14 protein-coding genes are annotated in these 25133 nt (G+C 58.2%); 8 read left to right on the top strand and 6 right to left on the bottom strand.

Translation table 11 applies throughout. From position 1 onward, the window contains the following. Positions 1-295: 295 nt before the first annotated feature. The 3 genes from ACYZTS_RS25685 to ACYZTS_RS25675 all read left to right on the top strand — a co-directional run bounded on the left by ACYZTS_RS25685 (position 296) and on the right by ACYZTS_RS25675 (position 13033). Complete coding sequence (locus ACYZTS_RS25685) at positions 296-8239, top strand: retention module-containing protein (protein WP_461992997.1); 7944 nt, start codon at positions 296-298, stop codon at positions 8237-8239. A gap of 330 nt (positions 8240-8569) precedes the next feature. Continuing rightward, positions 8570-10561, top strand: a complete 1992-nt coding sequence (locus tag ACYZTS_RS25680) for a hypothetical protein (RefSeq protein ID WP_461992995.1) — start codon at positions 8570-8572, stop codon at positions 10559-10561. A 264-nt stretch (positions 10562-10825) separates the two neighbouring features. Beyond that, positions 10826-13033 carry an autotransporter outer membrane beta-barrel domain-containing protein gene (locus ACYZTS_RS25675; RefSeq protein WP_461992993.1) on the top strand — a complete coding sequence of 736 codons (2208 nt, stop codon included), beginning with the start codon at positions 10826-10828 and terminating at the stop codon, positions 13031-13033. Between the two features lie 54 nt (positions 13034-13087). On the opposite strand, the gene ACYZTS_RS25670 is transcribed toward ACYZTS_RS25675, so the two are convergent. The 3 genes from ACYZTS_RS25670 to ACYZTS_RS25660 form a co-directional block, all read right to left on the bottom strand. Continuing rightward, positions 13088-15151 (bottom strand): hypothetical protein, encoded by a 2064-nt coding sequence (locus tag ACYZTS_RS25670; RefSeq protein WP_461992991.1) that lies wholly within the window; start codon positions 15149-15151, stop codon positions 13088-13090. A 142-nt stretch (positions 15152-15293) separates the two neighbouring features. Next, positions 15294-15689, bottom strand: a complete 396-nt coding sequence (locus tag ACYZTS_RS25665; protein ID WP_028621788.1) for a YbaN family protein — start codon at positions 15687-15689, stop codon at positions 15294-15296. Positions 15690-15699: 10 nt separating this feature from the next. Continuing rightward, on the bottom strand, positions 15700-16287 hold the full coding sequence (locus ACYZTS_RS25660) for a UPF0149 family protein (RefSeq protein WP_461992989.1): 588 nt from the start codon (positions 16285-16287) through the stop codon (positions 15700-15702). A gap of 400 nt (positions 16288-16687) precedes the next feature. On the opposite strand from ACYZTS_RS25660, the gene recQ reads away from it, so the two are divergent. The 4 genes from recQ to ACYZTS_RS25640 all read left to right on the top strand — a co-directional run bounded on the left by recQ (position 16688) and on the right by ACYZTS_RS25640 (position 21649). Continuing rightward, entirely contained in the window at positions 16688-18814 is a 2127-nt protein-coding gene (gene recQ, locus ACYZTS_RS25655) for a DNA helicase RecQ (RefSeq protein WP_461992987.1), read from the top strand. Between the two features lie 129 nt (positions 18815-18943). Beyond that, positions 18944-19378, top strand: a complete 435-nt coding sequence (locus ACYZTS_RS25650; protein WP_028621791.1) for a MarR family transcriptional regulator — start codon at positions 18944-18946, stop codon at positions 19376-19378. A gap of 126 nt (positions 19379-19504) precedes the next feature. After that, positions 19505-21322 (top strand): FimV/HubP family polar landmark protein, encoded by a 1818-nt coding sequence (locus ACYZTS_RS25645; protein ID WP_461992985.1) that lies wholly within the window; start codon positions 19505-19507, stop codon positions 21320-21322. A gap of 39 nt (positions 21323-21361) precedes the next feature. Continuing rightward, a complete protein-coding gene (locus ACYZTS_RS25640; RefSeq protein WP_461992983.1) occupies positions 21362-21649 on the top strand; it encodes an Rdx family protein in 288 nt (95 codons plus the stop codon). A gap of 8 nt (positions 21650-21657) precedes the next feature. Here ACYZTS_RS25640 and ACYZTS_RS25635 read toward each other — a convergent pair whose 3' ends face one another. Both ACYZTS_RS25635 and ACYZTS_RS25630 read right to left on the bottom strand, forming a co-directional pair. Next, a complete protein-coding gene (locus ACYZTS_RS25635) occupies positions 21658-22536 on the bottom strand; it encodes a DMT family transporter (protein WP_461992982.1) in 879 nt (292 codons plus the stop codon). A 149-nt stretch (positions 22537-22685) separates the two neighbouring features. Next, positions 22686-23450, bottom strand: coding sequence for a helix-turn-helix transcriptional regulator (locus tag ACYZTS_RS25630; protein WP_461992980.1), 765 nt, complete (start codon positions 23448-23450; stop codon positions 22686-22688). A gap of 138 nt (positions 23451-23588) precedes the next feature. Between ACYZTS_RS25630 and ACYZTS_RS25625 the strand changes: the two genes are divergently transcribed. Then, positions 23589-24404 carry a UDP-2,3-diacylglucosamine diphosphatase gene (locus tag ACYZTS_RS25625; RefSeq protein ID WP_028621796.1) on the top strand — a complete coding sequence of 272 codons (816 nt, stop codon included), beginning with the start codon at positions 23589-23591 and terminating at the stop codon, positions 24402-24404. Positions 24405-24540: 136 nt separating this feature from the next. Here the strand turns inward: ACYZTS_RS25625 and ACYZTS_RS25620 are convergent, their stop codons facing one another. Continuing rightward, positions 24541-25131 carry an HD domain-containing protein gene (locus tag ACYZTS_RS25620; RefSeq protein WP_028621797.1) on the bottom strand — a complete coding sequence of 197 codons (591 nt, stop codon included), beginning with the start codon at positions 25129-25131 and terminating at the stop codon, positions 24541-24543. Between the last annotated feature and the right edge of the window lie 2 nt (positions 25132-25133).

Here is a 25133-nt window from a genome sequence, read left to right as displayed (position 1 = left end):
TGGAGAGGAGGAAAAGTGTAACGGTTTGAGCGACATTTTTTTGTCACTCTGTGTGGTTCGACCGTTACAGATCGTTGACAGGGCTGCATTGCACGGTGAGTTGGATGCCACAGATGGCGAAGATTTTCACTGTTGCGGGCTTAACTGAAAACGAAGCGCTGGACGTAATTGAGGACTGACTTGCGGCTTGTTTTATCGTGCCCGCAGTCTTCAGCTACCAGCCACCTGCTCGAGCCAGTGCACCTTCTTCGCTGACAACAGGTGCCGACAGCGGTTGGCAGCGGAGGAAATGTTAATGGCTACGCTCATCGGTACCGTCACTCAAATCATTGGCCAGGTGTTCGCGGTTGCGGGCGATGGCGCGCGTCGGGTCTTGACCGAGGGCGACAAGCTGTACGCTGGCGATCAGTTGATGACCGGAGCCGACGGAGCGGTAGCGGTGCGCTTGCAAAACGGCCAGGAGCTGACGTTAGGGCGTGGCAGCAGCCTTCAGATGAATGCGCAGCTGCTTGCCAATCAGGCGCCGCACGTGGATACCGCTGACGCGACCACGCCGACCCAGGCGCAACTGACCGATGTCGAACAGCTGCAGAAGGCCATCGCTGCGGGCGCTGACCCGACTCAAACCGGCGAAGCCACGGCGGCCGGCCCGGGCAATCCGGGGGCACCAGGTGGTCCGCTGGGTGGCGGCCACAGTTTCGTATTGCTGGAAGAAGTGGCAGGGCGCGTCGATCCTACCGTCGGCTTCCCGACCGAAGGCTTCAACGGCATTCCCGAGTTCCCGCTGGGGCGTCTGGCCGGTGACCCGGATAACGGGGATGATGGCCTGGGCGATCCTGGCGACCTCCCGGTTAATCCGATTGATCCAGTGGACCCGGTTGACCCGGTTGATCCAGTGGTCCCCGGTGACCCGCAGGTTCCCAACACGCCAAACAACCCTGTCACCCTGACGGGCCTCTCGGTGGCCGGTGGCGAACTGACGGTCAACGAAGCCAACCTCGCTGACGGTTCCGCACGCGACGCTGGCGCGTTGACCCAGAACAGCACCTTCAGCATTTCCGCACCGGATGGTCTGACCAGCCTGAGCATCGGCGGGATCAACGTGATCAGCGGTGGCGTGGCTGCCGGTTTCCCGCAATCGATCACTACCCAGTTGGGCAATACCCTGACAGTGACCGGCTACAACCCGGCCACTGGCGTGGTGAGCTACAGCTACACCCTCACCGGCAACGAAACCCATTCGCCCGGTGACGGCATCAACAACCTCAGCGAACAGTTCACCGTCGTTGCCGGCGACAACAACGGCGATACCGCTACCGGTACGCTGGACGTCAACATCAGCGATGACGTGCCGCAGGCAGTCGATGACAGCAACGACAGCACGGCTTCGGAAAACCTCGTCACGCTGACCGGCAGTGTCCTGCCGAATGACGCGCAGGGCGCCGACCGGATTCCGGTTGGCCCCGACAGCGGCCCTATCATCGGCGGCACGTTCACCGGTACCTACGGCACGCTGGTGCTCAACCCCAACGGCACGTACACCTACACCCTCAATACCAGCGATGCGGATTTCAAAGCGTTGACCGGTGGCGGCAATGGCACTGAGACGTTCACCTACACCCTCACCGATGCCGACGGCGACACCAGCACCGCCAACCTGGTCCTGGAAATCAATAACAACGATGACCCGGTGGTTATCGATGGGCTGACACTTGCGGGCGGCGAGTTGACGGTCCGTGAACAGAACCTCGGCGACGGCACCAGCCCGGACGCGGCGGCACTGACCCAGAGCGGCACGTCCACCATCACCGCTCAGGACGGCGTGCAAACCCTCACCGTCGGTGGTATCGCCGTGGTCACCGCGGGCGTGGCAGCAGGCTTCCCGCAATCGGTCGTCACACCGCTCGGCAGCACGCTGACCATCACCGGTTTCGACAGCGTTACCGGCGTCGTCAGCTACAGCTACACCCTGGCCGACAACGAAGCTCATCCAAGTGCCAATGGCAGCAACAGCATCGCCGAACAATTCGCTGTGACCGTGGTGGATGACAACGGCACCACCGCCAATGGCAGCCTCGACGTCAACATCGTCGACGACGTGCCGCAAGCGATCAACGACAGCAACACCGGCACCGGGTCCGAAGCCCTGCCGGCGCTCGAAGGCAATGTCCTGACCAATGACGTGCAAGGCGCCGACCGTGTCGCGACCGGGCCGATCACTGCCGGTACGTTCACCGGCACCTACGGTACGTTGGTGCTCAACGCCAACGGCACGTACACCTACACCCTCGACGTCAGCGACGCCGATTTCAAAGCCTTGAATGGCGGCGGCAACGGCACGGAAAGCTTCGTCTACACGCTCACCGACGCGGACGGCGACACCAGCACCGCAACGCTGGTGCTGAACATCAACAACAACAACGATGACGTGATCCTTAACGGCCTCGACGTCAACGGTGGCGAGCTGACCGTTTCCGAACAGAATCTCAGCGACGGCACCAGCCCTAACACCCCGGCGCTGACCCAAAGCGGCACCTTCACCGTCACCGCGCTGGACGGCCTGCAAACCCTGACCGTTGGCGGCATCGCCCTGGTCACCGGTGGCGTCGCCGCAGGTTTCCCGCAGTCGACCGTGACGCCGCTGGGCAGCACGCTGACTATCAACGGGTACAACCCGATCACCGGCGTGGTCAGCTACACCTACACGCTGGTCGACAATGAAACCCACCCGAATGCCGACGGTGCCAACAGCATCAGCGAGAGCTTCGACGTGGTCGCGACCGACACTGACGGCAGCACCGCGTCGGGCCAGATTAACGTCAACATCGTCGATGACCTGCCGACCGCCAACCCGGATGCCGACACTGTGCAGGAAGGCGGCACGGTCAGCGGCAACGTGCTTAACAACGACATCGGCGGTGCCGATGGTCCGGCGCTCAGCGGTGCCGTGGTGGGCGTGCGCGCGGGTAGCGACACCGCAAGCTCGGCCATCGGCGGGCTGAACTCGCAGATCAACGGCACCTACGGTTACCTGACGCTCGACGCCAGTGGCAACGCGGTTTACCACAGTAATCCGAACGCAGTCAGCGCACCGGGTGCGACTGACGTGTTCACCTACACCGTGCGCGATGCGGACGGTGATGAAAGCACCACGACCATCACCATCAACGTGGCGGACTGCACTTTGGTTGCGGCCGTCGATACTGATGTCACAGTCAAAGAAAATGCGCTGGATCTGACCAAGGATGGCCAGGACCTCGCGCCTGGCACCGTCACTGGCAGCCAGTCTGGCAACACTGGCGAAACTGCGTCCGGCACCCTGGTCGGTTCGGTCACCGGCACGACCGGTGCGCTGACGTACACCCTGGTCGGCAACGCCACCGGGACGTATGGCCAGATTCAGATCAACCCGGATGGTACTTACACCTACACCCTGACTTCACCACCGACTACCACGCCGAATGCCAACGACGGGCCGAACACCCTGAGCGAAAGCTTCACCTATCAGGCCACCGATCCGCTGGGCAACAGCGTTACCAGTACGATTGTGATCAACATCGTCGATGACGTGCCTACCGCCTTTGTCGACCTCACCTCGGTGGCGGAAGGCGGGACTGTCAGCGGTAATGTGCTGGTCAATGACGTATTCGGCGCTGATGGCCCGGCCGCAGGCGGCGCAGTGGTTGGCGTGCGCGGCGGCAGCGACACCTCGAGTTCGGCCATTGGCGGTCTGAATTCGCAGATCAACGGCACTTACGGCTACCTGACTCTGGATGCCAACGGCAACGCCGTTTACCACAGCAACCCGAACACAGTTGGCGCTCCGGGTGCGACTGATGTATTCACGTACACCATCCGCGATGCCGATGGCGACGAAAGCACCACGACCATCACCATCGACGTCTCTAACAGTCGCCTCTTGGCGGCGACAGACAGCGACGTGAAAGTCTACGAAAAAGCCCTCGACCTGACTCGCGACGGCCAGGACCTGGCGCCGGGCGTCGTCGAAGGCAGCCGTCCAAACAGCACCGCTGAAACAGCGACTGGGACGCTGGTCGGTTCAGTCACCGGTGCGGTTGGCGCGATTACCTATTCGCTGGTCAGCAATGCCACCGGTAACTACGGGCAGATTTTGCTCAATGCCGATGGCAGCTACACCTACACCCTCACGTCGCCCGCCACGACCACGCCGGGCGTGGATGATGGCCCGAATCGGCTGACCGAAAGCTTCACCTATCAGGCCACCGACTCGCTCGGCAACACGGTCACCAGCCAGATCGTGGTTAACATTGTTGATGACGTGCCGATCGCCCACTGCGATTTTGTCTCGGTCGTGGAAGGCGGCACCGTCACCGGCAACGTGCTGGGCAACGATATTCTCGGTGCCGACGGCGCTGCAGCAGGCGGCGCAGTGATCGGCGTGCGCGCAGGCGACGACAATTCGAGCTCGGCCATTGGCGGTTTGAACACTCAGATTCAGGGCACCTACGGTTACCTGACGCTGGATGCCCAGGGCAATGCGGTTTATCACAGCAATCCGAACAGCGTGAAACCCGCTGGCGCGACCGATGTGTTTTCTTACACCGTTCGCGATGGCGACGGCGATGAAGCCACCACGACCATCACCGTCGACGTATCCAATAGCGCCCTCGTGGCCGCGACAGACAAAGATGTGAAGGTCTCGGAAAAAGCCCTCGACCTGACCCGCGACGGCCAGGACCTGGCCCCGGGCACAGTCATTGGCAGCCAGCCGGGTAGCACTGCCGAGACAGCGAGCGGCACGCTGGTCGGCTCCGTCACCGGCGCAGTGGGCGCGATCACTTATTCGCTGGTTGGCAACCCCACCGGGACTTACGGGCAGATTTTGCTCAACGCCGATGGCAGCTACACCTACACCCTCACGTCGCCAGCCACGACCACGCCGGGCGTGGATGATGGCCCGAATCGGCTGACCGAAAGCTTCACCTATCAGGCCACCGACTCGCTCGGCAACACGGTCACCAGCCAGATCGTGGTTAACATTGTTGATGACGTGCCGATCGCCCACTGCGATTTTGTCTCGGTCGTTGAAGGCGGCACCGTCACCGGCAACGTGCTCGGCAACGACAAACTCGGGGCTGACGGCGCTGCAGCGGGTGGCGCGGTCATCGGCGTGCGTGCTGGCGACGACAATTCGAGCTCGGCCATTGGCGGGCTGAATACCAAGATTCAGGGCAACTACGGTTACCTGACGCTGGATGCCCAGGGCAATGCGGTTTACCACAGCAATCCGAACAGCGTTAACCCTGCTGGCGCCACTGATGTGTTCTCTTACACCGTGCGCGATGGTGACGGCGATGAAGCCACCACGACCATCACCATTGATGTCAACAACAGCGGTATCGTAGCCGCCAAAGACACCGACGTTACCGTCTACGAAAAAGCGCTGGACCTGAACAAGGGCGGTCTGGATCTGGCGCCTGGCACGGTCACTGGCAGCGAACCCGGCAACGCCGGCGAAACCGCCAGCGGCACTTTGGTCGGTTCGGTCAGCGGCGCCAGCGGTGCGGTCACTTACACCCTGGTTGGCAACGCCACCGGTGCGTTCGGGCAACTGTTGCTGAACCCCAACGGCACCTACACCTACACCCTGACCTCGGCCCCGAAAACCTCGCCGGGCGCCAACGATGGCGCGAACAGCGTCAGCGAGAGTTTCACCTACAAGGCCACTGATGCGCTGGGCAACAGCACCACCAGCACCATCCAGATCAACATTGTCGATGACGTGCCAAAAGCCGTCGCGTCTGATCGTTCGGTGGCTGCGGTGGAGATCGATTCCAACCTGCTGCTGGTGATCGACGTCTCCGGCAGTATGAAGGACGCATCCGGTGTCGCCGGTCTGTCGCGCATGGCGCTGGCCAAACAGGCAATCAGCGCCTTGCTCGACAAGTACGATGACCTCGGCGACGTTAAAGTGCAGATCGTCACGTTCAGCAGCGATGCCGCCGACAAGACCTCGATCTGGGTTGATGTGGCCACCGCCAAGTCGATCATCTCCGGCCTGGTGGCGCACGGGGACACCAACTACGACGCAGCCATCAAAGTGGCGCAAACTGCGTTCAGCAACGACGGCAAACTGGCCGGCGCGCAGAACGTTGGCTACTTCTTCTCCGACGGTAAACCCACTGTGGGCAACCTCGATAAAACGGAAGAAGCTGGCTGGAAAAACTTCCTCGAAGCAAACAACATCAACAACTATGCGATCGGCCTGGGCAATGGCGCTCGCAATCTCAACCTTGATCCGCTGGCGTTTGACGGTACCGCCGGTACGGGCCAAGGCACCGACACCAACTCCGTGGTGGTGACGGATCTCAACCAACTCAACTCGGTGCTTTCCGGTACCGTGGTCGGCGCGCCGGTCACCGGTACGTTGTTGGGCGAGGGCGGTACCTTTGGCGCCGATGGCGGTTTCATTAAAGCCATCACGGTCGATGGCACCACTTACAGCTTCGATCCGAAAGGCAACAGCAACCAGGGTTCGCTGACGGTCAGCGGGGCGGCCAACCATGGCACCTTTAACACGGTCAACAACACCCTGAGCATCGCCACCGACAACAAAGGCACGCTGGTGGTCAACCTCGATACCGGCGAATACACCTACACCTCGCAGAAAACCACGACGGTTGTGTTGACGGAAAACGTTGGTTTCACCGTCAGCGACAACGACGGCGACCTCTCCAGCGCCAAACTGGTGATCAAGGTCATCCCGAACGGGGCACCGGTGGCAGTGGACGATCACGTCATCACCAACGTGCTCGCGCCTAACATCGTCGTGCCCGGTGAGCTGTTGCTGGCCAACGACAAGGATCCAAATGGCGATCAGATGACCGCCTCGCCGACCACGTTCAAGACCGGCTGGGCCGCGAAAGGCGCAGACTTTATCGGCACCAAATCGAATTTCGTTTTCACCGGCAGCAATGAGCAGGCAGTGACGATTGCTCGCAGCCAGTTCGTTGCCAACACGGCGGCGATGACCGCTGTGCTGGTAGTAGGCGGTGCGTTGGGCGCGGTCAGCAACCTCAATGCCAATGACGAGGACCGCATCACCGTCAACCTGAAACAGGGTGAAACCCTCAACCTGGATCACAACCTGGCGGCGGGCAACATCGGCATGCAGTACTCGGTCAACGGTGGCGCGTTCATGGCGCTTGCGGACGGCCAGACCCTTACGGCGAACTCGGACGGCACCTACCAAATCCGTGTCATCAATACGCTGGATACCCCGGGCAACGGCGGAACTGATTCCGAAGCGTATAAATTGACCATGACTGTCAATTACGCCAACGCCAAGGATGTCACTCCCGACGCACATGGCACCTACGCGGCCAACGACAGTCACGGCGGCAGTGACAGCGCGGCAGTGTCCATCAGCTATCAGGCTGGTCACACCATCGCCGGTACTGCAGGCGATGACGTGCTGGTGGCGGGCGCCGGCGATAACATCCTCAATGCCGGCAACGGCAACGATGTGCTTAGCGCTGGCGCCGGCAACAACGAGCTGCACGGTGGCGCCGGCAATGACTTGCTCTACAGTGGCGCAGGCAACGATTTGCTCGACGGTGGCACAGGCGTCGACACCGCCAACTACGCCAACGCCACGGCCGGGGTCAAAGTCGACCAGGGTCTGACAAATGCGCAGAACACCGGCGGTGCAGGCACCGATACGTTGACCGCGATCGAAAACCTCACGGGCTCCAGCTTCAACGACCAGCTTACCGGTGACAGCCGTAGCAACGTCATCACCGGCGGGTTGGGCAATGACATCCTCAACGGCGGCGACGGCGACGACTTCCTGATCGGCGGCCTCGGTAACAACACCCTGACGGGTGGTGCTGGTGCGGACACCTTCCAGTGGCTGAAAGGCAACAGCGGGCATGACGTGGTGACGGATTTCACCCCGGGTACCGACAAGCTCGACCTGTCACAACTGCTGCAGGGGGAAAACGCTACCGTCAGCTCGCTGGACGATTACCTGCACTTCAAAGTAATCGGCAGCGGCTCCGAAGTGATCACCAGTATCGATGTCAGCGCCATGGCCGGCGCTGCGCCGAACCAGACCATCGATCTGGCCGGTGTCAACCTCGCCAGCCATTACGGCGTGACGCCGGGTGCGGGTGGGATGGTCGCAGGCGGGCATGACACCGCGACGATCATCACTGGCATGTTGAATGACCACTCGCTGAAGGTTGATACCGTTTGATCTGATAACTGCAACAACGAAGCCCGCCATTCCCTTGTAAGGGATGGCGGGCTTTTTAATGCGCGTGATTTGGGGATGTCGCCCCCCGACCAGCGGTTCTAAAACCTGTGATTTATGACAGTAGCCGGCACATCGAGTCTGCCTTTAAATCATCTCGTCAGGCGCGCGAAGCACGGTGGGAGTTCACCGGTTAATGACGATTCCACTTCGCTTCCACCGTCGAGCATTTGTATCGGGAAGGTTTTCAAATCGCCGTCGACTGCCGTCGGTAGCACAGATTCGCTACACCCCTTGGGCTACTCGAGCCCGGCCAATGGAAGGAACTGCGAAATGACCGTATATGAAAGATTCAAGACGCTGACTGCACAACAACAGCGGCTGTACAACAATAGGGTGATGCTGGGCAACCTTCCCAAACGCAAAAACTCTGCGCCGACCCTGAAAAGCGCCGTGCTGCTTGCTGCGACCGCAGATGACCCAGGCAACCAGCTGCAGCGCAAGGACCGAAACTTTGCCATGGATGTGAGCATTGCCGAGTTCCCGGATGCCAGTTCCCAACAAAGGCAACGTATAAGGGTTCAGCTGATTTGGGATGGGTCTCCGATCGGAGCAGAGCAGACTTTTATCACTCCTTTGACGCCTGCCGAAATTACAGCGAAATTCCCGATGACATTTCAAGTTGACGCGGCGCGCCTGAATGTTCCTGGGCCGCATTCGTTGGGTTTTAAACAGTGGTATGGCATCAACGATGACGACTCCGATGAGCTTAGTATCAATATCGATATGGACCCGCCTACTCCTGTCGGTAAAGTAAATGTTCCTGCCGAAATTGAAGCGGAACAAATGATAACCAAGCAGTACCTCAAAACTCACGGGTTTGTTCTATTGAGCTGCAATGAGTGGGGCGGGGCAAAATTGCATGACAAAGTTCAATTTCGCTATGGCAAGTCATTGCCTCTGTCTCGTTTGATCGACGAAGTCGAACGCACGGATATGTCCATACTTCCGGAGACCCGTAAGCTGACAGAGGCATTTATTGGTGAGGAGGAGGGTGACCATTCGCTTTTTTATGTGCTTGTAGATCGTAAGGGTAATGAGAGCCTTCCATCAGAGTCCAGAGTACTGAGTGTAATTCTGTCAGATCCTCCGGAAAACTTGAATTTAAAAATTGAACTGCACGACGACGACGGAAAAATCCTGGTTGACGATGCACGGACCCCGGTTACTGTAATTATTACATACGATATCCCGTTGGATGGGGACAGGGCGCTAGTGAGCGTTGACGGGCAGATACCCATCAATGTTTCGGTTACGCAATCTCCGTGTGTGATTTCACTGCCGTATAAATATCTGCAAAACGGTAATAATGGTTTGAAAACGGTACCGCTTGTGTATCAGATCAGCCGCGGCAAGTTACTGTTTCCGAAAGTCCCTACGCCTAAGGATTTGACCATTGATCTGCGGTCACCGGTAACCGTTGATCCGGAGAATCCGGGTTTGCCGGGTTCTCCGCATCCGGATCTTTTACCCGTTAATGTGCAAGGCTCCGTCACAACTGAGGCTAACACGATCAGGGCAGGGGACCTCGTTGCCCCGGTTGATGCCACTGTGGACATTTATAAAGGGCATGAGGCCGGACAAGTGGTGTCTCTATTTGTCAACGGAGTCGCTGTTCCAGCGGACCCTGCCAACGCCAGAGGCAAGGGTGGCGTGTGGACGATGGACGGTTCTGAAACAGATGCGACGGTACTGGCATTTACGATTGAGCCAGGAATTTTCCAAGCCAGCGGAAACGATCCAGCCACATTGTGTCACTACAATGTATCGCACACTTTGAACGAAAATCTCAACCGTTCCCAGAATCAGCATGTTGACGTGTACATTGTGCCAATTAATTTACCAGTGCCAAAATTTTTGCACACGATCGATGATCTTGATGGGCCAACGTTAGGTTGCAGGTCCATTCGGGACGACTCGTTGCTGGGTAAGGTTATCGAAGTGGAAGTTCCTGGTGGTGAACCAAAACTGGCAAACCAAGACCTCGAATTTGTCTATCAGGGCTATTTAAACGACTTTACCGGCGGGGGTAATGATCCGGGTGCGGAGATCCCGGGCAATACGGTGACAGTTAGAAAAACCCCATCACCGGAAGAAGCAAGAGATGGTTTCCTGGTGAAAGTGCCCTACGCGCAATTTGCAATTACTAATGACGGTTGGGGCAAGGTTGCTTATAGCGCATCTATTGATGGTCAGACGATATCGGCCACCTCTGACCCCACCAAGGTGACGATGCGGATCAGCGGAGGTACTTGCCCAATCTGATGGGTTCACGGAGGCACGAAAGTGCCTCTTTTTTGTACTGTCAGGTAATTATCTAAGCCAGCCATGGCAGGCGAGAACTTTCCTTACTTTAAGAGAGATAAATCCTACATTTTTGCGTAGGAAGATTCTGTATTGTCCGCACCCTTTGGCGTCCCTGAACATTTAGCCGAAGGGACCGATTTTTTTAAAAGGTGCAGGCGCATGATATTGGGTAAAAAAATTTCAGGCGTACCTGATTCCACAGGTGCGTTCACAGTATTGTCATTGTCCGCTTTCTTTTTTATGAGCTGCCCGGCGTGGGCAGCGACCATCGTCGATAACGGCGCAACGCTGGACGTCGATTCGGCTACAACGCCAGTCACGGATTACCTGGTACGCAACAACAGCACTCTGAATGTCCAAGGGGCGTTAACCGAGAGCATCCGCGTGACATCCGGCTCTGCCCTCAACCTCAATGATGCGATGGTCAACGGACAAAATGGTGGCATTGGTGTCGCCATTAATAGCAGTAGCGCGGCCATCAATCGGGCGACAGTCAACAGTGATTCGACGGCCCTGTTGGTCAATCGCCCTAATGCGTCGACGCAGGGGTCCACCGTAACGGCTGCCGACAGTGAGTTCAACGGCGGTGAAACCGGTGCCGCCGTCTCCGGCTTGAGTACCCTCGAACTCATCAATAGCCAAGCGACCGGGACAACCGCGGGTAGTCACGGTGTGGACATTTTCGGCGGTGCAGTTCGCGCAACGGCGCGTACACACATCAGCGGTGATGTTGCGGGTGTAGTGATGGTCAATGATCCTGCACAACAGGGCAACGCTTCTCTGTTCCTGGACAACTCCACCGTGGAAGGCCGCAATGGCGCGGCAATTATCATTGATCAAGGCGTTGACGCCACCATCACTGTATCGAACAACTCCACGCTGATTGGCAGTAACGGAAACTTGCTCGAGGTACAGGGCGCTTCGGCGGCAGACATGGACATTGTGAACAGTCGCCTGCAAGGAAACGTGCAAATCACCGGGAACAGCACGGCCAGCCTGATGTTCGACCGGGCGGCGATGGCTGGCGATATCGTTCGTGAGGAAGGCTCTCTGGCCAATGTTGTCTTGAACAATGGATCATCATTCACCGGTCGTTTGAACGGCAGCAACCTTGCCCTCAACGAGTCGGATCTGACCATGGTGGACAACGACCGCATCGATACGTTGTCGTTGAACGACGGCACGGTCAACTTCGGTGTCCCTGGAGAACAGCGCGCCGCGCGCCAACTTGACGTCGTTACGCTTTCCGGCTCTGGCACCATTGCCATGCAGGGTAATTTTGCCACTGGGGAAAGGGACTTGCTAACAGCCGCAACGGCCACAGGCAGCTTTGATCTGGAGGTTAATGCGTCAGGCAAGGATGCCGCAGATCCACAGCCACTGACGCTGGTGCAGATCGAGCGTAACCAGGCCACTTTCTCGTTGCTGGGCGGCCGGGTTAATGTCGGCACCTGGGACTATGAACTGGCTGAAAGGACCAATACCGACGGCGGTACCGAGTATTACCTCAATCCCACCACGCGACTCAGCCCTGGTGCCCAATCGGTCGTGGCCTTGTTTCAAACGGCACTCACAGTCTCTTACGGCGAATTGAAGTCGCTGGAAAACCGCATGGGCGAGTTGCAATCGGACGCCAATCTGAACGGATTGTGGATTCGGCCTTACGGCAACGAGTACAAAGTTGCGGACGGTTCGGGCGTTGGCTACAGCCAACAACAGCAGGGATTATCCCTGGGTGTCGACACCCGACTGGGCCACAGTCAATGGCGGGTCGGCTTGATGGGCGGTTACAGCCAGTCGGATCTGTCGCTCGACGGCGGTACTTCGGCCGATGTCGACAGCTACTACTTCGGACCTTATTTCAGCTGGTCTAATCCGGACAATGGCGACTTCCTGGACGGCGCTCTGAAATTCAACCATCTGCGTAATGAATCCAAAGTCAGCATGAGTGATGGGCAGCGGGCCAAAGGTGACTATAGCAATTCAGCGGTGAGTGCATTGCTGGAGGGTGGTCGTCTGATCGATCTGGGCAATGACTGGTTTGCCAAGCCTTCGGTTCAGTTATCCGCTGCGGTTATCCAGGGCGGGAACTATCGGCTGGATAACGATATGCAAGCAGACAGTGATCGCACCCATTCATTGCGGACCAAGCTCGGTGTTTCGGCGGGTCGCTCTGTCAATCTGGGCAGTATGCGAGTGAGGCCTTACGGGCGGGTGGCCATGGTTCACGAATTTGCCTCGAACGATAACGTGCGGGTCAACGGCAACACCCTCAATACCGATTTGTCGGGTTCCGGTTTTGAAGTGGGCACCGGCATGACAGTTTCGGTGTCGGACAACATGCGCTTCGATGCGGGTGTGGATTATGCCAAGGGTAAAAACATTGAACAGCCTGTCGCGGTAACACTGGGGATGAGTTATCAGTGGTAGAAAAGAAGTAAAAAAACCGCTTTTAAGCGGTTTTTTTGTTGATGGTTCCCAAGCTCAGTTGCTTTCGGTTGGGTCCGCGGCTGCGACATGGGTGAATGTCCACGTATTGGACTCAGCGCTGTCGTCGTCGGATGAGACGGCGCTCACGACGTACGTACCGTTTTGCAGGCCTACGATTAACCCTGCCCATTTTCCGTCGTTGTTGGCAGGCTCAAGTTTGGGGCTGATGACGTCATTAACCTTGATTTTTACCGACTTCAACGCTTGAGTGACGCCGCGCACAACGACATAGGTGTCTGAGGTGGTGCCGTTGTCGGGAATCAGGCCTGACAGTTGGTGGACCCGCGTTTCCGACGGCGAGGGTCTCACCTCGAATGAGTACCGATCGGAAATACCGCCCTCCGGGTACTGTGGTCTGGCTTCGAGGCTATAACTTTTGACTGATAATCCGCTGATGGTTTTTTCGTAAAGTTGGTTGTCCTGGACAATTGCATCACCCAATGAAACTTCACCATCAAAGAGCTCGATAGTTTCGCCTGGTTCGGCGGAGCCTTTGACAATCAGCGTCGTCTCGTAGGTAAAACCTTCTTTCTCGATGACCGTGCCGCCGGTAGTAACCACGCTGTCGAGTGTCGCCGAAAGGATTGCCCTTACAGTGAATGTGCGTGGATCGCTGGACACCTCTCCACTGGTCATTTCTTTCGCAGTAAGGCTATACGTACCTATGGACACGCGTAAGCGGATTTCCCAATATCCATCATCGTCGACGGAGCCTGTAGCACTGGTTGGACTCCCATTATTGTAAAGGACAATGGTTTCAAGAGGTGTGGCGTAACCACTGACGGTCACGCTGTCGTCGCGGATTGTGGCGTCTGGTTCAACCGTTTGTCCGTTGGAATCCTTAACGTCATCCAGGGACAGATCAACGTCTGTCAGAACGGTGAAATTCCATGGGGGAGTTGATTCGTTATCGGTGTCGACTTCTTTGGCGGTGAGTTTGTATGGACCTTTGGCGACGGTTAGTTCGACTGTCCAGATACCACCGTCCGTAGCAGGAATTGATGGACTACCGATCGCTTGCGCATCGTTGAGTAACTGGACGCGCTCATGAGGCGTGACTTTGCCCCGCACGGTGAGCGCGTTGTCATAGGTTACGGTATCGGGAGCGACGGGATTACCTTGGGAGTCTTCAACGGAGTCGAGAGCAATATCGGCGCGTTGCAGGACGGTGAAAGTCCGGGGTGGGGTGGTTACAGCATTGTCGCCGTACATCTTTTTGGCAGTGAGTGCATAAGCACCCGGTATCACATCGATGATGGTTTCCCAGTCGCCGCTGTCTCCAACGGATACCGGCGGGCCCAGTACATTGCCCTTATCAAATAACTGAATGGTCGCCAGTGGCCGGGCTTTGCCTTTGATGGTTAACGTGTCATCGAAGGTTACAGTACCTTCTCCAACAGGAGCGCCAACGGAATCTTCGACAGCATCGAGCGTTAACCCGACATCATCGCGTACTGTGAAACTGCGCGGCTCGGATTCGTAGTCACCGTAAAGTGCCTTGACGGTAAGGTTATAGGTGGCATCAGTTTCGAGGTTTTCCAGGACGATTTTATAATCGCCCTTGCTTTCTACCGGCCCCTCGTCAAGTGGTATAGCGCCGTTGAAGGCCTGTACTTTTTCATTCGGCCGGGCTTTGCCTGTGATCGTCACCGACGTGAAATAGGTATTGCCAGCGTCTTCAACGTCCCCTTCTTCATCGATCACTCCCTCAATGCTCGGCTTTGCCCGCGCAACTATCAAATTCCGTGGCGGCGTGGAAACCGATTTACCATCCCAAACTGTCAGGGCATACCCTTTGAGTTTATTCAGTTCAAACAGACCGGTTGCCCATTTCCCTAGGCTGTCACTGTTTGCATTCGTCAGAATGTCAAATCCATCCCGTATCGACAGTGACCTGGACGGCTCGGCATTACCACTGATGATGATCTTGGTATCGAACGTCACGCCATTGTTAGGAATGAGATTCGCATTGGAATCCCTGACTTCCCGAATGCTCAAGACGGTCTCTGTTTCCTTGTTTTCAGTATCCGAAAAAATGTTCGTTGTTTTTGCGGTCATGGCGATTGCTCCGATCCTTGAAAGAGGGATAACGGAGGAATTTAAGGGGGGATTGGTAAATATTGGCTACTGTCAGAAATCACAGGGTGTACTGCATTTCAGATGAGTGGCTAGAGTGAAGTTATGCAGGCGACTTCAAGGTTTACTCTTTGCGAACGGTTTTTTGCCGCAGGATGTACACCGTCACGAGCACTGCACTGGTCAGCATGAAACCACGAGCCCACATCAGAGGCACCAGATAGCAGGAAAACAGAATGCTTATCCACATCATGCCAATGGCGTAAACCTTGCCTTTGAGTGGAATGCCGTTGCCTTCAAGATAATCACCAATCCACGGTCCGAGCCGTGGATGCTCGACCAGCCAATGATAAAAACGCGGAGAACTGCGGGCGAAACAGGCGGCCGCCAGCAGCAGGAAGGGCGTAGTGGGCAATACCGGCAGGAAAATGCCGATCACCCCCAGCGCCACGCTCAGCCAGCCGACGGCTAGCAGCACGTAGCGCAACATCGGGGAGCGGTTGCCTATGGGTTTGTCCATAGGCGGCACCTTAGTGGTGACGTGGCTTGAGGATCGCCGGTTTTTCGTCGGGTGCATTGCACAGCAGGTACAGCGCCGTCAGGGCTTCCGGGATCTGCACGATCATGTCATCCATCAGGTTGGCATCGGCCGCGATGTCGGAGAACTCCGGCTGTTCGTCGAACAGGCCCGAACCGACCATGATTGGCAGGAGCATTTCGCTGACTTCGTCTTCAGCAGTTTCGAACCAGGCAGCTTCACGCAGAAACACACCTTCCATGAAACCAATGCACCAGCCGCGCAGGTCGGAATCGTCCGGCTCTTCGCCAAGGTCAAGATCGCAAGGCAACTCGAATTCTTCATCAGCGGCCAGTTGGCGGGCGATGTGCGCCTTGAGCAGAATCAGCGTGGATTCGATCGCTTCGCGCTCGGTTTCGTCGGCGTAATGTGGTTCTTCTGCGAAGAGCGCGTCGATCCACTCACGCTCCGGAACCTCTTCCGAACAGATCGACAGGGCGGTGAGGTAGCCGTGGGCGGCCACATAGTCCAGCGCCTCGTCATGCAGTTCATCGGCGTCGAGGAAGACTTGCAGGCGGGTTAATTGCTCAGCGAAGGACATTAAAGGGCTACCTTGGGAATTAAACAGATGCGCGAATTCTAGGCCTTCTTGAGCACTCAGGCCAGCCGCGCGGCATATTTGCAACCCGAAACACCGCAATTCCTGTGGGAGCGTGCTTGCTCGCGAAGACGTCATCACCGGCGACAACGGTGATGACTGACCACCGCTTTGGCGAGCAAGCCCGCTCCCACAGGGGCCGTGTCGCATTTGCATTCATGTGTCTTCTCAGCGGCGCCCTCTGCCGGACAGCCCTCGGGTATACTCCCGCGTTTTGTGAATGCCCTGCCAGCGTCGCGGCTGATGTGAAGTGTCATGCAACGCGCACTTACGATTTGTCAGTGCAGCACGCGTGTTTCTGAACCAGCCTTGCAGGGATGTTTCGGTGATTTTTGGAGTTTTTATGCTCGAACAGGCTCAACGCGTTCTCAAGGACATCTTCGGCTACGACAGTTTCCGTGGCCGGCAGGGTGCGATCATTGAGCGCGTTGCCAGTGGCGGCGACGCCCTGGTGCTGATGCCTACCGGTGGCGGCAAATCCTTGTGCTTCCAGGTGCCGGCGCTGCTGCGTGAAGGGCTGGCGGTGGTGGTTTCGCCACTGATCGCGTTGATGGACGACCAGGTCGCGACCCTCGAAGAACTGGGCGTCGCCGCCGCAGCCCTCAACTCCACGCTGAGCGCCGAGCAGCAACGCGATCTGGCCGCGCGGATCAAGCGTGGCGAAGTGAAGATGCTGTACCTCGCGCCTGAACGTCTGGTCCAGCCGCGCATGCTGGCGTTTTTGCAAAGTCTCGAGATCGCCCTGTTCGCGATCGACGAAGCGCATTGCGTGTCGCAATGGGGTCACGATTTCCGCCGCGAATACCTGCAACTTGGCCAGTTGGCGGAGTTGTTCCCCAACGTCCCGCGCATTGCCCTGACCGCCACCGCCGATAAACGCACGCGGGAAGAAATCGTCGACCGCCTGCACTTGCAGAATGCCGAGCGCTTTCTGTCGAGTTTCGACCGCCCCAACATTTTTTATCGCATCGTGCCCAAGGAGCAGCCGCGCAAGCAGTTGCTCGCGTTCCTCGCCGAGCGCCGCAGCGATGCCGGCATCGTCTACTGCCTGTCGCGCAAGAAAGTCGACGAAGTTGCCGTGTTCCTCAGCGAGCAGGGTTTCCCCGCGCTGCCGTACCACGCAGGCCTGCCCAACGAAACACGCTCCCACCACCAGAAACGCTTCCTCAACGAAGAAGGCTTGATCATGGTGGCCACCGTGGCCTTCGGCATGGGCATCGACAAACCCAACGTGCGTTTTGTCGCGCACCTGGACCTGCCGAAATCCCTTGAAGCTTATTATCAGGAAACCGGTCGCGGTGGCCGTGACGGTCTGCCGGCGGATGCCTGGATGGCGTACGGCCTGCAAGACGTGGTGATGCTCAAGCAGATGCTGCAAAACTCCGAAGGCGACGAGCGCCACAAACGTCTGGAGCATCACAAGCTCGACGCGATGCTCTCGTTGTGCGAAGAAACCCGCTGCCGGCGCCAGACCCTGCTGGCCTATTTCGACGAAGACATGCCTGAGCCGTGCGGCCACTGCGACAATTGCGTCGATGGCGTGCAAACCTGGGATGCCACCGAGCCGGCGCGTCAGGCGCTCTCGGCGATCTACCGAACTGGCCAGCGCTACGGCGTTGGTCATCTGGTCGATGTGTTGCTGGGCAAGGACAACGAAAAAGTGCGCAGCTTCGGCCATCAGCATTTGTCGGTGTTCGGCGTCGGCAAGTCGATGGGCGAAAGCGAATGGCGCTCGCTGTTCCGCCAGCTGGTTGCGCGGGGCCTTGCCGACATTGACCTCGAAGGCTACGGCGGCTTGCGCCTCAGCGATAAGTGCCGGCCGCTGCTCAAGGGTGAAGTCACCCTGGAATTACGCCGCGACCTCAAGCCGCAAACCACCGCTAAGAGCAGCAAGAGTCAGGCAAGCCAACTGGTCCGCGGCGAAGAGCGCGAACAATGGGAAGCCTTGCGTGCGTTGCGGCGCAAACTGGCCGAAGAACACGGCGTGCCACCGTACGTCATTTTCCCCGATTCGACCCTGCTGGAAATGCTCCGCAGCCAGCCGTCTTCGCTGGCGGAAATGGGCACGGTCAGTGGCGTCGGTGCGCGCAAACTCGAGCGCTACGGCGAAGCCTTCCTCGAAGTGCTCGGTGGCCAGGCCGAGGTGCCGAAAGTGGTGGCCGACGTGCGCCACGAGCTGATAACCCTTGCCCGCGCCGGTATGACGCCATTGCAGATTGCCGGTCAGTTGCAGTGCTCAGAGAAAAACGTCTACACCATGCTTGCCGAAGCCATTGGCAAACAGCAGCTGTCACTGGATCAGGCGCTGGATCTGCCCGAAGATTTGATGGGTGAAGTTCAGGACGCGTTCCTCGACGGTGAAGGCGAATTGCCGCCCGTGGCAGAGATCGCTGCATTGTTCGCCGGGCGCGTGCCGGAAGGCGTTCTCTATTGCGTCCGCGCTGCGCTGCAATCTGAATTTGAGATGTGAATCAGTTATTTGCGCGCGGTGCGAGTGATGTAACGATTCAGTACGGTGCGAGCCTTGCCTCAAGCCAAAGGTCATGCTTAGCTGACTAATAATTAGTTTTTTCTATTTCAGTCTGATCATGAGTGTTTTATGCCGCTGACCGATCAACACCGTTTTGGCATGCAACTGGCCCATATGTCGCGCGGATGGCGCGCCGAACTCGACCGCCGGCTGGCCGGTCTTGGTCTTTCTCAGGCGCGCTGGCTGGTGCTGTTGCATCTGGCACGATTCGACGATGCACCGACCCAGCGTGAGTTAGCGCAAAGCGTTGGCGTGGAAGGGCCGACACTGGCCCGGTTGCTCGACAGCCTCGAAGGCCAGGGGCTGGTGCAGCGTCAATCGGTGGTAGAAGATCGCCGGGCCAAGAAAATCGTACTTTGTGCACCGGCCCGTCCATTGATTGAACAAATTGAAACCATTGCCACGCAACTCCGACATGAATTGTTTGAAGGCGTCGATGAGGCGGATTTGAAAGTGTGCATGCGGGTTCATGGGCTGATTCTGGCCAATCTCGAAAAGTCTTGAGGCAGAACATCGCAGCGGTCTTTTGAGATACGCCATTCAGCAGGCTATAAAGAACTTTCAAGTGGAACGTATTTGTACCGATGTGCGAGCGCCTACAGCTCGGTCGCGGTTATTTAAGGGATGCTCATGCTCGAAAGTTGGCACGTAGTAATGCGGTGTTGCAGCCAATGGTTGCTGGCAGGTGGGCTCGTCACTTATTCGGTCGCGGCATCCGCATTGGGTCTTGGTGAGCTCACCATACATTCGGCATTGAATCAGCCGCTGCGCGCTGACATTGCTCTAGTGGATGCCGCAGGCCTGGAGGAGGGCGATCTGTCAGTCAGCCTGGCCACCGCGGAGGAGTTCGGGCGCGCCGGGGTCGAGCGAGTATTTTTTCTTAATGACCTGAAATTCACGCCGATTTTGCGCGGCAATCGCGCCGTGATCAGAGTCAGCTCCGGCAAACCGGTCAACGAACCTTTTCTGAATTTTCTCGTGCAACTCAATCAGCCCAATGGTCGGCTGCTACGGGAATACACGGTGTTGATTGATCCGCCGGGTGCTCCCGGTATCGTCGCTGTTGCCGACGAGCCGGAGGCCAGTGCGCCGAACTCGCCCTTCCCGAAAGTCACGCCTGCCGCTGTGCCACCTGCATCGGCAAAAAAACCTGCTGCGAAACCTGGCGCACAACAACCTGCGCCGCCGGTGATCGACCCTGTCGCCGAGCAGTTGGCCGCCAGCGTCCTGCAGAACCAGCAGCTGCAAAAAAATCTCGACGAGCTGAATGCGAAGCTTCTGGCACAGGATGAGCAGATTGCCGGCCAGAAAAAGCAGGTCGTCGAGTTGCAAACCCGACTGGCCGAAGTACAACAGGCGCCGCCAGTCGCGGTGCCGGCCGCGCCCGTTTCGTCCGCTCCAGACCCGGTTGTCGTTGAAGAATCAGAGCCTGCAGACTGGCCCATGATCATCGGCTTGCTGGCACTGGCGGGATTGCTGTTGCTAGGTTTTTTGATTCGCCGCCGCAGGCAACAGGCTCAGGCGTCGCCACTACAGGGCGCAGTCCTGGCAGAGCAACTTGAACCGGTCCTTGACCGGGAGGAAGAGCCCGCCGCACAGGCTTCCGCACTCAAGCACGCCCCTCTGCATCACGAAGAAACGCCTTCTGGCGATGTGCTGGAAGGCGTCGGCATCTACATCGCCTATGGCCGGTTCTCCGAAGCATCGGCGTTGCTGCGAGAAGCGCTGGTCAAGGAGCCACAACGCACGGACCTGGCGTTACGGTTGCTCGAGGTATTGGGCAAACAGGGCGATGTGCCGGCCTACGATGCTCAGGAACAAAGCCTGATCGATAGCGGTTTTGACCCACATCAACTTCAGGAGATTCGCGAGCGCTACCCTAAAATGACCAGCGCGCCGACTCCTGTAACACCGGCGGCGCCGATTATCGCCCCGACCATCGCGCCCATCGTCGCGCCGGTGCAAACCGCCGACGCACCGCCAGACGAATTTGAGTTGAATCTTGACGACCTGTCCATGGATTCAAACTGGGATTTGATCAGTCCATTCGATGAAACTGCGTCTGCCAGTCAACCCGCCAGGCCGGACGAGTCGGTTTTCTCTTCAAACCTGCAAGTGATGCCCGTTGAGTTCGACATGTCTGACGAACCAACGCTGGATGAGACGGAACTGGAGTGGGTGGCCGAGCCGGATTCAAAGTCTCTGGATGACGCTTTTCTGGATGAATTCAGCGACCCGCTGCAGTCATTCGAGCTGGAACCTCTAAGCACCGAATCGATCGAGCTGGAACCCGCCGTACCTGCTCATGCCGACAAGCTTGAGCAAGCCCAGACCTGTATTGATGACGGCGATCTCGACAGTGCGATCGAGTTGCTCAACGAGTTGCTCGAGGACGGCGATGAACCTCTCAAGCAAACAGCCCGGACGCTGTTGGCCGGCATCCGGTGACCCTTTATCATGCCTGCGTCCACAGTCCAGGAGCCCGGCATGGCCGCGCATAAACCGGAAATCGTCATCACCTACTGCACGCAATGCCAATGGCTGTTGCGAGCGGCGTGGCTGGCTCAGGAACTGCTCAGCACGTTCGGCGATGACCTCGGCAAAGTGTCGCTCGTGCCCGGCACCGGCGGGGTGTTCCATATCTTCTGTGACGACGTGCAGATCTGGGAGCGTAAGGCCGAAGGCGGCTTCCCCGAGGCCAAGGCGCTCAAGCAGCGGGTCCGCGATCAGATCGATCCGGACCGCGACCTCGGGCATAACGACCGCAGTCAGTGAGAGGCCGCCTAAGCCGTAACAGTTTTCCTGCTGGCGCTGCCCGATAGCCGGCTCGACACCACGATCGCAACGATGATCAGCGCACCGCCGATCAACATGCGCACTGTTGGGGTCTCATTGAACAGCAGCCACGCCAGAGTGATGCCATAAACCGGCTCCATGGCGAACACCACGGCGGCGGTTCGCGCTTTGATCACGGCCAGGCTGGCGACGAACAGACTGTGCGCAACCCCGGTGCAGAAAACGCCGAGCAGGCCGATCCATAGCCAGTCGATGGGGCGCACTTGCGCCAATTGCGGCGCCGCCACCGGCAGCAGGCACAGTGCAACCACCACGTTCTGGCACAACGCAGCCTGCACCGGCGGAATTCGCCCGGAGCTGACGCGATTGGTCAGCGACAGCAACGCAAACAGCAGACCCGAACCCACCGCCCAGAGCAGCCCGGTGGTTGCGTCGCTGGCGAAATTGAAATCCGGAGTAACCAGCACCAGGCCAATGCTGACGAGCACCACCAGCAGAATCTCATTGGCGCGAATCCGCTCACGGAAGATCAGCCCTTCGAGTATCACGGTAAACGCCGGGAAACTTGCAAACCCCAGGGTCGCAATCGCTACGCCCGCGACTTTAACTGCTATGAAAAAACTTACCCAGTGTCCGGCCAGCAGTACACCGCTGAGCAGCAGTCGACGCCAATCCACAGCTTCAAGTTTGCGCCAAGGCGTCTGACTGGCGAATCTGGCGAAAACCGCCAGCGCCAAAACGGCGAACGCCGCACGGCCGAACACGATGACAGCGGGGGACGCGGCAGCCAGTTTGCCGAACACGCCGGTCAGGCCAAACATTAATGCGCCAATATGCAGGGCGCCGAGAGCGGTACGGGGAGTCATTGCGATCCTTAACAGTGTGCAGACAAAGCGTAGGAGCTGGCGCAGCCTGCGATCTTTTGATGTTGATGTTCAACAGAAGAATCAAAAGATCGCAGGCTTTGCCAGCGCCTACATTTAATCGCGTGCGCCTCGACAAGTCTGTCGGGCTACTACTGTCTTTTGTCGCCAGCCTCGCGTCGCAACTTCCCGGGCGGAACACCAAATTCACGCAATACCGCTGCAGCAAAGGCGCTTTGCGAGCTGTAACCCACCCGACTGGCGATCTCGCCAATAGGCAGCGCCGAGTCGCGCAAGAGGTTCACGGCGATGTGCAGACGGCGGCTGCGAATGTAGTTCATCGGCGTCTGCCCGCATTCCGCAACAAAACGCGCGTGCAGACGCGCACTCGACAACCCGGCGATACGCGCCAGGTCGGCGACCTGCAGCGGATATGCCGCATGTTGATCAATGTGCCTGTTCAGCGCGGCATAGGGCAAACGGCGGCCACCCACGGTTTCGGGCCGGGCGTTGTTCAGGCTGGCCAGCAGCAACACCGCGCCTTGTTGCGCGATCAGCGGATCGCTGACCTGACTGCCCGCCAACCAGTGGACCAGCTGGCTTTGCCCAGCGTCCAGCGACAGCCGCCCGGCGTTGTCGAGCAAGCGGCGGCTGGCGTCGGCGTGATCGCCCAGAGACTGTGAAAGCCACTGGTCGCCGGGCACGTCCAGCACCAGGCAACGACTGCCATTACTGCTGCCACAGGCGTGATGGAAACCGGACGGCACCACCACAAAACTTTGTTGCACCACCTGACTGCCGCGGCCGTCGACTTCGAAATCCAGTGCGCCTGAAAGCCCGAACACCAACTGCGCATGGTCATGGCTGTGGACGATCAGGTCGTGTGTGTAATGGCGGAGCGTGAGGATCGGTCTCATCGCAGGTCTCTCAATAACAGTCGCCGCCAGTCTACACCGAGGGCACACGTGGACGCTGTCACACGCCTGACTTATGCCTGTCATGGGTGATTAATCACAGCGGCGCAAGCTTGCCCAAACCATCGTAGAGGTTCGCCCATGACCAGCGCCGAGCTCGCCAACCCCAGTCGTAAGCAACGAGTGCGTACCCTGTGGATTTCCGATGTGCACCTGGGCACGCGCGATTGCCAGGCCGAACACTTGTCGGCCTTCCTCAAGGGCCACCACGCCGACACGATCTACCTGGTCGGCGACATCATCGATGGCTGGAAACTGCGCGGCGGCATGTACTGGCCGCAGGCACACACTAACGTGATCCGTCGTCTGTTAACCATGAGCAAGCGCGGCACCAAAGTGATTTATGTCACCGGCAATCACGATGAGTTTCTGCGGCGTTATTCAAAACTGGTCCTGGGCAACATCCAGTTGGTTGACGAAGCCATACACGTGACCGCCGACGGCCGCCACCTGTTGGTGATTCACGGCGATCAATTCGATGTCATCACACGCTATCACCGCTGGTTGGCATTCCTGGGTGATTCGGCTTACGAGTTCACCTTGACGCTCAACCGCTGGCTCAATCATTGGCGCGCCCGCTACGGTTATGGCTATTGGTCGCTGTCGGCGTACCTCAAGCACAAAGTGAAAACCGCGGTCAGTTTCATCAGCGATTTCGAAGAAGCCATCGCCCATGAATGCGTCAAGCGTGAATTGCACGGCGTGGTGTGCGGGCACATTCACCACGCCGAAATTCGCAAGGTCGGAGGGGTGGACTACCTTAATTGCGGGGATTGGGTGGAGTCGTGCACGGCACTGATCGAGCATTGGGACGGATCCATCGAGCTGTATCGCCTGGCGGACGCGCAGGCCCGGGAGGCTGGGCTGCGGGCGATCAAGGTTGCTGAGCCGGCTTGAAAAAAATTGGCTGCCCCATCTGGCCCCATCTGGCCCCATCGCGAGCAGGCTCGCTCCTGCATTTCAGCTGCGTATACGGTTCAAATGTGGGAGCGAGCCTGCTCGCGATGGGGCCGCTGTAAACACATCAAAGGTATCAGGCAGTCGAACGCTCCTCCATCGCCGCCTTGTAAATCGAGTTCTTCGGCTGCGCAAACAACCGCGCCAGCATCGGTTCAAAGAAGCTCAGCGGCAGCGTCTCATAAGCAGGATCAAACGCTGCCGCATCGTATTTGGCGCAGAATTCGATGGTCGCCTGATACTGCGGATGCCCGCTGAATTGCTCGCGCAAATGCCGATCCATGCCCAGGTGGTGGAAGAAATAGTAGCCTTGGAAAATCCCGTGCTTCTCGACCATCCACAGATTCTCGGCACTGACAAACGGCTTGAGGATCGCTGCCGCAATGTCCGGGTGATTGTAGGAACCGAGCGTGTCGCCGATGTCATGCAGCAGCGCGCAGACGACGTATTCCTCATCGCGACCGTCGCGCCAGGCGCGGCTGGCGGTTTGCAGGGAATGGGTCAGGCGATCCACCGGGAAGCCGCCAAAGTCGCCCTCGAGCAATTTCAGGTGCGCCACGATCCGGGTCGGCAATTGGCGGGCATAGGCGCTGAAATCCGCGGCGATGATCGCCCAGTCTTCCTGGGTGCCGTCCTGCATGTGGGTGAAACGAGCGTTGGCATTCATCG

This window comes from Pseudomonas sp. TMB3-21 (assembly GCF_054898145.1).
The sequence above is the reverse complement of the archived record's forward strand: the minus strand, read 5'-3'. Positions and strand labels throughout refer to the sequence as shown.

Excerpts from the sequence above, each read along its gene's own strand:
- ACYZTS_RS25685 (WP_461992997.1), top strand. The coding sequence starts at position 296 with ATGGCTACGCTCATCGGTACCGTCACTCAAATCATTGGCCAGGTGTTC.
- ACYZTS_RS25680 (WP_461992995.1), top strand. The coding sequence starts at position 8,570 with ATGACCGTATATGAAAGATTCAAGACGCTGACTGCACAACAACAGCGG.
- ACYZTS_RS25670 (WP_461992991.1), bottom strand. The coding sequence starts at position 15,151 with ATGACCGCAAAAACAACGAACATTTTTTCGGATACTGAAAACAAGGAA.
- ACYZTS_RS25665 (WP_028621788.1), bottom strand. The coding sequence starts at position 15,689 with ATGGACAAACCCATAGGCAACCGCTCCCCGATGTTGCGCTACGTGCTG.
- ACYZTS_RS25660 (WP_461992989.1), bottom strand. The coding sequence starts at position 16,287 with ATGTCCTTCGCTGAGCAATTAACCCGCCTGCAAGTCTTCCTCGACGCC.
- recQ (WP_461992987.1), top strand. The coding sequence starts at position 16,688 with ATGCTCGAACAGGCTCAACGCGTTCTCAAGGACATCTTCGGCTACGAC.
- ACYZTS_RS25650 (WP_028621791.1), top strand. The coding sequence starts at position 18,944 with ATGCCGCTGACCGATCAACACCGTTTTGGCATGCAACTGGCCCATATG.
- ACYZTS_RS25645 (WP_461992985.1), top strand. The coding sequence starts at position 19,505 with ATGCTCGAAAGTTGGCACGTAGTAATGCGGTGTTGCAGCCAATGGTTG.
- ACYZTS_RS25640 (WP_461992983.1), top strand. The coding sequence starts at position 21,362 with ATGGCCGCGCATAAACCGGAAATCGTCATCACCTACTGCACGCAATGC.
- ACYZTS_RS25635 (WP_461992982.1), bottom strand. The coding sequence starts at position 22,536 with ATGACTCCCCGTACCGCTCTCGGCGCCCTGCATATTGGCGCATTAATG.
- ACYZTS_RS25630 (WP_461992980.1), bottom strand. The coding sequence starts at position 23,450 with ATGAGACCGATCCTCACGCTCCGCCATTACACACACGACCTGATCGTC.
- ACYZTS_RS25625 (WP_028621796.1), top strand. The coding sequence starts at position 23,589 with ATGACCAGCGCCGAGCTCGCCAACCCCAGTCGTAAGCAACGAGTGCGT.
- ACYZTS_RS25620 (WP_028621797.1), bottom strand. The coding sequence starts at position 25,131 with ATGAATGCCAACGCTCGTTTCACCCACATGCAGGACGGCACCCAGGAA.